This window comes from Paraburkholderia sp. SIMBA_030, from assembly GCF_046535245.1.
Taxonomy (GTDB): domain Bacteria; phylum Pseudomonadota; class Gammaproteobacteria; order Burkholderiales; family Burkholderiaceae; genus Paraburkholderia.
In genome coordinates, this window is sequence record NZ_JAWRXB010000037.1 from 26687 (window position 1) to 34635 (window position 7949).

The window sequence follows — 7949 nt, forward strand, 5'->3', positions numbered from 1 at the left end:
CTGAACGGCCTGTAAATTCGCTAACCGCCCGCAATAAGTACGCATTCAATGGCATAAACAAACTTCCTTGTACGATGGTGGAACCATGAGCGAAAAAGACCTGAAAAAGCTATGCGCGACGCTTAGCCCCGTGCTGGCGGAGCCAATCTATGTCTATTGTTTGCTTCGTGACTTCAACCTGCCGGCGGAACTACCGACGCTCTGTGCCATGCGAGAGCGAGAGGGACTGACGGCAATCGTGGAGCGTGCAGATGCCGAACGTTTTGGCCTGTCGTATACGTTCGATGCCCGTCTCATTACCCTGACGGTACATTCCAGTCTCGAAGCGGTCGGATTCATCGCTGTCGTCAGCCGCAAGCTGGCCGACGCCGGCATTCCATGCAATGTGATTGCCGGGTATTGTCATGATCACATCCTCGTTCCGGTTCAACGTGCCGAGGCCGCGATGGCATTGCTGCACGACATCGCGGCCTCGGCCGACAACTGATCTCTAAGACGAGCGAAAATTTCACGACCTTTCCTGCTTCTTCCAGTCGGCGCAACACATGCACCGCATGTACCACAAACAACACCAGAAGTTGTCGTGGCTACCGCGCAGCTTCACAGTCTCCAGCAACGAGATCCTCGAAGCGCTCACCGACCCGCTGAACCAGATCGTATCGGCGGTCAAGATGGCCCTCGAACAGACACCGCCGGAACTCGGCGCCGATATCGCCGAGCGAGGCATCATGCTCACCGGCGGCGGTGCGCTGCTGCGTGACCTGGATCGTCTGCTCGCCGAAGAAACGGGTCTCCCCGTGTTCATTGCCGATACCCCGCTGACGTGCTTCGTGCGCGGCTCGGGCATGGCCCTCGAACACATGGACAAATTCGACCGTTTCTTCTCCTACGATTGACAATGGCGCCGCGGTGGCGAAACGACGGTCTTCGGCGACCATGCTATCAACAAAAGACACTGCGCCGCACGAAGGGTATACAGTGGGATAAAGGCTGGTCGCGCCTCGCGACCAGGTGCTCCGGGACCCATCATGTCAATACAGACCAAACCAGCTTCGACCATCACGGGCGGCTCGAGTGCGTACGCCGTCGAGCGCAGGACGCACGCGCTTATCCTCGAAACGGCGAACGCTTTGCGCGCAGAACAGAGACGCGTGAGTTTTGCCTTGATCGATTCGAATGCCAGCAAGTGGCGTTACTCGGTTGCAGACGTGAAAGGGTGACCGTGGCACTTCAATTCCCCAATCCCAGCCGTAGCTACGATGCCGCGAGACATTGCGTATGTTTCTGGGGATACGACAATTCGCGCGAAATCACCTTCCAGGTTGACGACGCGATGCTAAGAAATCTGCAACCTGAAGCTGGCTCCGACGAGCGGTCGATCCTCGACGCCTTCGACCAGTTTCGCGAGAAACTCCACGAAATCGCCAGGAATCAGTATGTCGACGGTCCTCAGAACCGATATAAGATTTCCTGAGTGGTAGCCATGTCCATAGAACTAGCACGATATAGGCGGCAAATTCTCGCGATCGGGGCTCCTGCGGTCGACGAAACAGGTGTCTGATTCCGCGGTCGAGCCTTTGCCCCGTCTCCGGAACCCCGGTGTCGATGCGCTGGAAGTCGCTTGGTTGGACTATCTCGGGTTAGCTCGGTGATTTCCAACTGAACCGGCCGTTGCGTCTTCTGCTGCATGATCGTTGCCCGTGACGCAACACGCTGACCAAGGCAGATATCACGCACTCGCAGTTTGGTCGGATCGCACGCTCTCAACTTGCTGTCGATGGCCAGGTTGAACATCGAAAGATCGCGGGTTCTCGCTGCCAGTTGCAGACGAATCCGGATCGCCCAGATCTCTTTCAGTTTCAGCGGCGGCTTCTGCCCGTCAACTTGCCTTTATTCCAAGGCACACGTGCCGCGCTGACACCGGTAGTCGCTTCCATGAAGATCTCCTTTCAAGTGAAGGGAGTGCCAGTCTGCGCCGACCACCGGGGGCGATAACCCTTAACGAACCCGGAAGTACGCGGTCAGTCCGAACAGCGGTGGCCGCGGCCGGATGCCGAACTTCCGTACCCGACCCGCCGGGCGTGCGCTGCATGGATGTTGATTAGGGTTTATACTTAGTTCGTCTCCTCCATATCTTGATCTCCTCAGCTTATGGATTAAGCCCGCCCCTCCCCTGTGGCGGGCTTTTTTTCGGGCTGCGCGCCGCGGGCCCCAGAAATGACAAAGGGCGCCGAAGCGCCTTGCAAGGTCATATGCCTTCGATCGATCAACGGCTCTTGACCTCTTGCCCGCGAGGTGGGCGACTCATTCTCGATGAGCGCACGGCCTTATCGTATCCGGCGACCATTTACGACAGGTTGATAAAGCTGTCAATGGACATGCGCTTGTACGCATGTCCATTGTAGACCGGTCATTTCGGCAACCAACACGTGAGTTGCCGCCTTGATGTGGACGCAATCACACCGTTGCCAATGCAATCTCCGCAGATCTCCAGGCAAATGCCGCCACACCTTCCGCCAGATCCTTGCGGGCGAAAATATTTCGTAAGGACTCTGACGCCGAGCATTCATACGTCGATGCTCTAATAGCTGCGCTTTCCTAGCCCCCGTTGCCGCGCAGCCCTTCACATCCGAGCGGTATCAGCGATGTGATGGGGATCCGACAGTCCTCATGCCTGGGCGTCGCGGCCACCCCCGACAATACGAATCCAAACTGGAGCCGCATAATGAAATGGCGTCATGTAGCACTTGGTTCGCTCACAGCCGCAGCACTCGCATCGTCAGTTGCATGGAGCGCCAATGATAAAACACATGATAAAACACCGCCGGGGCAAGTTCGTACGGCCACTCCGATCAAGCATCTGGTCGTGATCTTCGGTGAAAATCGTTCCTTCGATCACTACTTCGGCACCTACCCGAACGCGCAGAACCCGGTCGGTGAGCCTGCGTTCACAGCAGCGGCGAATACGCCGACCCAGATCAACACCCTGAATCAGAAATCGCTTCTGACGAGCAACCCGAACTTCCTGAACACGGCTAACAACGCGTTTGCCGCAGGTAGCGGCAAGAACCCGTTCCGCCTCGACCGCAGCCAGGCCAACACGAACGGCCAGTCGCACGACTATCGCAACGAGCAGCTCGCCTACGACAATGGCGCGGCTGACCTGTTCCCCAAGTTCACGGGTAACAACGGTGCCGGGAGCGGTTCGACATTCGGTACGCCGGGTCTCGTGATGGGCTACTTCGACGGCAACACGGTCACGGCGCTCTGGAACTACGCCCAGAACTTCGCAATGAGCGACAACATGTACACGGACACGTACGGACCGTCGACGCCGGGTGCGCTTGAAGTCGTCTCGGGCCAAACGAACGGCGGTGTTCCCGCGAACGGCGCCGCACAAGGCGACAACGTCATCGCCGACGGCACCGGAGGCTTCACGGTCAATGGCGACTCGGACCCGACAGGCGACCTGTGCTCGTCGACGTCCGCCAGCGGCAATGTCTCGATGTCCGCGAACAACAAGAACATCGGTGACTTGCTCAATGCGAAGAACATCACGTGGGGCGGATTCATGGGTGGTTTCGACCTGACCGCCAAGAACCCGAACGGCACGACGGCGTGCAACCGCAGTACGTTCTCGTCGGTCCTCGGTGCAACGAAGGTGGACTACGTGCCTCACCACAACTGGTTCCAGTACTATGCGACGACGGCCAACCTGGCGCACACCCGCCCGACGTCGACCGCGCTGATTGGCCAGACCGATCCGCTCGATTCGACGGCTACACCGGTTCACCATCAATACGACGTCAACGACTTCTTCGCGGCTGTCTCGTCGGGTAACTACCCGTCGGTCAGCTATCTGAAGGCACCGGCCGTCGGCGACGGCCACCCGGGCAACTCAGATCCGATTGACGAGCAGGCGTTCTACACGAAGGTCGTCAACTTCCTGGAGCAACAGCCGGACTGGAAGAACACTGCCATCATCATCACCTACGACGATTCGGATGGCTGGTACGACCATGCTTACGCAACGCCGACGACTTCATCGTTCGACCCGACCGCCGATCAGTTGAATGGCGTAGGTACCTGTAACGCAGCGGGCGCAACTCAAGGCGTCGGCGTGACGGGCGCTGCTGTGAACGGCCGTTGCGGTCCGGGCACGCGTGTTCCGCTCATCGTGATCTCGCCGTATGCACGTAGCAACTACGTCGACCATACGCTGATTACGCAAGCGTCGGTTGTCAAGTTCATCGAAGACAACTGGCTCGGCGGCACGCGCATCGGTGGCGGATCGCACGATGCGGCGACGGGCAGCCTCAATTCGCTGTTCGACTTCACGAATGGTGGCAAGACGCCGGCGGTGTTTCTCGACACGAACGCTGGCACCAAGCTGTCCTCCGCGCCGGCGAAGAACTAAGCAGTCGCCTGGTTTGTCTGTCTGTCATGCCGCAGGGGACGTGCTGGTCAATCCTGCGGCATGACGTTCGGCGAACCGGTCGTTGATAACAAACAGTCAGTAAAGGCGTCGAGCCAGCCAGTACGGTGGCTCGACTTGCTTATTTGCAGTTCAGATTTGCCACAGCTATCGCGATGAACCTTCCTTCGAATGCCACCTTGCCTTCGCAACTACCCACCGGAAGCGGCCCGTCTCCCGACGCTGCCAGCCACACGCTGCGCCGCCGGATCCTGTGGATACTGTTGGGCATCGTGCTGGCATGCGCCGTCGTAGTTGGCTACGCGCTGATCTACCCCGAACGCATGCCCGCGGCGATCGGTGACAGGGTTGAGGACCTGACGGGCGCGAACGCCCACCCGGTCAAGCTCTTGCGTCCCCCAGTCGCGCCCCTTAGCGCGACGGCCGTGCTCGGCAGGGACTTATTCAATGACCCGTCGCTTTCGGCGTCGGGCAAACAGTCGTGCGCGTCGTGCCATAGTGCCGCACACGCTTTCGGACCACCCAACGATCTTTCGGTACAGCTTGGCGGTCCTCACATGACGGACGCTGGCTATCGGCCGGCGCCATCGCTTGCCTACCTGTATCGCCAGGCTCCATTCAGCATCGGTCCCGACCAGGGGGAGACAGACGCCGCACCGGTCAGCCTCGACGTACTTGCATCCGCCGCACAAGGTGTGCAACGCGCCCAGAAAAACGCAGGCGTCGCGCCTGCCGCGCCTGCCATGGTGCCGCAAGGCGGGTTCTTCTGGGACGGCCGCGCAAGCACGCTTCAGGATCAGGCGATCGGACCGCTGACGAACCCAGTCGAAATGGCGAACCCGAACGTGCCGGCGGTCGCTGACAAGCTCATGCACTCGAAGTACATCGGTACGATCAAGCAGCTCTTCGGTACGCGCGTCGTCAACGACCCGAACCTGCTCGTGTCGGAGGCCATGTTCGCGATTGGCAGGTATCAGTTCGAAGATCCGGCGTTTCATGCATTCTCGAGCAAATATGACGCCTGGCTCGAAGGACATGCCCGCCTTACACAAGCCGAACTGCGGGGCCTGCGCCTGTTCAACGACAAGGACAAAGCGAATTGCGCAGGCTGCCACCTGAGTCAACCGACGTCTGACGGTCTTCCGCCGCTATTTACGGACACGCAGTATGAGGCGCTCGGCGTCCCGCGCAATCACGAACTTGTGCGGAATAAGGATCCCAAGTTCTACGACATGGGCGTTTGTGGCCCGTTCCGGACCGACATGACGAAGGACACGCAATATTGCGGCATGTTCCTGACCCCGACGCTGCGTAACACGGCAACCCGCGGTACGTTCTTCCACAATGGCGTGTACCACAACCTCAAGCAGGTCATGGATTTCTATAACCTGCGCAACACGAGCCCGGAGAAAATCTACCCACCTGACGCGGCGGGCAAAGTCCTGGTGTATGACGATCTGCCTGAAAAATACCATTCGAATGTCGACGTTGCGGATGCCCCGTTTGACCGCAAGTTTGGCGACAAGCCTGCGATGACAGATGAGGACATCAACGACATCATTGCGTTCATGAAGACGCTCGATGACGGCTACGAGAGCATTCGCAAGTAATCGCTGGATGGAAGGCGAGCGCAGCACGCGCCCGTCGCGCGCTGATCAAAAACCTGCAATAGGGGTACGGCAGCCGCCTCCCGGTCGCCGATCGAGGGGCCGGCACGTTGTCGTATAGAAGGTGCGGGACGGCCCAGTGAGCCGATCAATGCAGCGGGGTTGGTCGCAAGAGGAGATACCCCACGACGAAATCCTTCAGCCTGACTATCGTGAAAACCAGTCAGCTCGCTTGGACTGCCCCGTCGGATGGAGGAAGAACGTCAGGGATGTGCCAGCACAAAACCGGAATAACCCGGCCGGTCCCGACGTACTTTTCTAGCAGGTCGAATTGGCTGGAATCCTTGTGCAGCAAGGATTGAGAGGAATCGTTGAGATGTGCAACCCGTCGCACGAGGGGGTCGCCCTGGCAGGCTTTCAGTCGATCGCGGTCCCATTAGTCGCGCAAGCCTGCCGTGTTGTTCTCGGGTAGTCACTACGTTTCGGCGACAGGTCTTAGAGGCTATCGCGAATTAAATTTTGGGGCCTGTTAACTGTTCGATGTCGCCGCTGAGCCTCTGCATGCTAATGCCGCCGATCTGAGGCATCTGGGACGAGGCCCGACAGAGGTCTAAGGATGCGCTTAGTCGGCTGAGCGGCCATCACTCACGTTAGCTCAACTTGCTCAAGAAAAATCCTGCACAGTCACGCGAAGTTCCCCGATCCCATCGACCTCTCGCAGCCGCGCGGGCGTTTGCTCAATGACATCGAACACGGCGGCACCGAAGGCCTTGACCAGCCGGCCGGCGTATACAGGACCAATGCCCTTGACCATCCCGGAGCCGAGGTAGTGCTCGATGCCGGTCAGCGTGTTCGGCGGCGAAATCCTGACTAAGACCGCCTTGAACTGTCTGCCGTGCTCGCGATCCGTGACCCATGTACCCGATGCCGAGGCGTACTCTCCTGGCGCTACGGTCGGAGTGTGCCCGACCAGGGTGATGAGTTCACGCTCGCCCTTGACCTTCAGCCGCAGGACGCAGAAGCCGCTATCGGCGTTGTGGAACGTGACGCGCTCGACGAGTCCAGCGAGGCGATCCGGTTCGGGCCTGGGTACGGCGTTAGTTGGACTTGCTGACATGAATGAGGCGTGGCTTGTCGTATCGCTACTGGAATGCTGACAGGATCGGCATCCTACCTGAACCCTTCATCCGCAACCTGTGTGCGTCTGAAACTGAGCCGGTTTCGCACAATGGCGAACTTCCGTAGGCGACCCGTAGCAGGCGGTTGGCCCGATGTCGGACCAGAGGCAGCAGTTCGTGCCGATTCGCTTCTGGCAACCGGTTCGCCGTTGCAAGTACCGCGTTCGGCGAACACCGTCGTCAGCAGATCAAGCGCCCGCACTTCGAGTGCGGGCATGCGCTCGGCTTTCGCATCGATGACTGGCCGGCCTTGACGACGCCACGAATGACCGTTGTGCATTGGAAGTAACCTTGCGCATATTGTCCCCGCGAGGGTTGCGTTGGGTAGGCCCTACGGGTTTCGAACTGTCCAAGTTCCCCGCTGCGTGTCCAGATCGCGGTAGAAGCGCTCAATTTCCTCTCGGGCGCTCCGTATCTCGCTAACCTGTACAACACGGCCACGACTCCAGTCCGCCGATTCATGGCTATCCCTCTTTGGTCGAATTCGTGAGGGTAGCCCCTTGAAGTCGGCGTACCACCAAGCGTGGACAGTGTCGTTTCGAAATGTGCCTAACGGCAAGGCCTTCTTTATCAGCTCACAAAAAGCGTCCGCTTCCGTCGTGGATAGCTCGCTCCTCGCGAGCTTCGTCAATTTCCCTGTTTCCCCGCAGATGCTTTCCGGCGGTTTGTACGAACGCGTACTGCCGGCCAATTGCCGCCGCTCGCCATCGCCGTCTTGCGGTCTTTCGA

Annotated in this window: 7 protein-coding genes and 1 pseudogene; 6 read left to right on the forward strand and 2 right to left on the reverse strand. The window is 59.2% G+C overall.

Annotated elements, in window-relative coordinates:
• Positions 1 to 85 precede the first annotated feature (85 nt).
• The 3 genes from SB772_RS37975 (at position 86) to SB772_RS37985 (ending at position 1474) form a co-directional block, all read left to right on the forward strand.
• Positions 86 to 487 (forward strand): ACT domain-containing protein, encoded by a 402-nt coding sequence (locus tag SB772_RS37975; RefSeq protein ID WP_410838240.1) that lies wholly within the window; start codon positions 86 to 88, stop codon positions 485 to 487.
• A gap of 58 nt (positions 488 to 545) precedes the next feature.
• Entirely contained in the window at positions 546 to 896 is a 351-nt protein-coding gene (locus SB772_RS37980) for a rod shape-determining protein (RefSeq protein WP_410838241.1), read from the forward strand.
• Positions 897 to 1222: 326 nt separating this feature from the next.
• Positions 1223 to 1474, forward strand: coding sequence for a DUF1488 domain-containing protein (locus SB772_RS37985; protein WP_410838242.1), 252 nt, complete (start codon positions 1223 to 1225; stop codon positions 1472 to 1474).
• Positions 1475 to 1629: 155 nt separating this feature from the next.
• On the opposite strand, the pseudogene SB772_RS37990 reads toward SB772_RS37985, so the two are convergent.
• Positions 1630 to 1937: pseudogene (locus SB772_RS37990) on the reverse strand (integrase); the annotation flags it as partial.
• A 788-nt stretch (positions 1938 to 2725) separates the two neighbouring features.
• On the opposite strand from SB772_RS37990, the gene SB772_RS37995 reads away from it, so the two are divergent.
• Entirely contained in the window at positions 2726 to 4417 is a 1692-nt protein-coding gene (locus SB772_RS37995) for a phospholipase C (RefSeq protein WP_410838243.1), read from the forward strand.
• Between the two features lie 173 nt (positions 4418 to 4590).
• Positions 4591 to 6045 carry a cytochrome-c peroxidase gene (locus tag SB772_RS38000; protein ID WP_410838244.1) on the forward strand — a complete coding sequence of 485 codons (1455 nt, stop codon included), beginning with the start codon at positions 4591 to 4593 and terminating at the stop codon, positions 6043 to 6045.
• A 661-nt stretch (positions 6046 to 6706) separates the two neighbouring features.
• Here SB772_RS38000 and SB772_RS38005 read toward each other — a convergent pair.
• Entirely contained in the window at positions 6707 to 7159 is a 453-nt protein-coding gene (locus tag SB772_RS38005; protein ID WP_410838245.1) for a helix-hairpin-helix domain-containing protein, read from the reverse strand.
• A gap of 561 nt (positions 7160 to 7720) precedes the next feature.
• Between SB772_RS38005 and SB772_RS38010 the strand changes: the two genes are divergently transcribed.
• On the forward strand, positions 7721 to 7949 hold a 229-nt coding region (locus SB772_RS38010; protein ID WP_410838246.1), incomplete at its 3' end, for a hypothetical protein.

What these genes read in the sequence shown, in the direction of transcription:
- SB772_RS38000 (WP_410838244.1), top strand. Translation starts at nt 4,591, where the DNA reads ATGAACCTTCCTTCGAATGCCACCTTGCCTTCGCAACTACCCACCGGA.
- SB772_RS37975 (WP_410838240.1), top strand. Translation starts at nt 86, where the DNA reads ATGAGCGAAAAAGACCTGAAAAAGCTATGCGCGACGCTTAGCCCCGTG.
- SB772_RS37980 (WP_410838241.1), top strand. Translation starts at nt 546, where the DNA reads ATGCACCGCATGTACCACAAACAACACCAGAAGTTGTCGTGGCTACCG.
- SB772_RS38005 (WP_410838245.1), bottom strand. Translation starts at nt 7,159, where the DNA reads ATGTCAGCAAGTCCAACTAACGCCGTACCCAGGCCCGAACCGGATCGC.
- SB772_RS37995 (WP_410838243.1), top strand. Translation starts at nt 2,726, where the DNA reads ATGAAATGGCGTCATGTAGCACTTGGTTCGCTCACAGCCGCAGCACTC.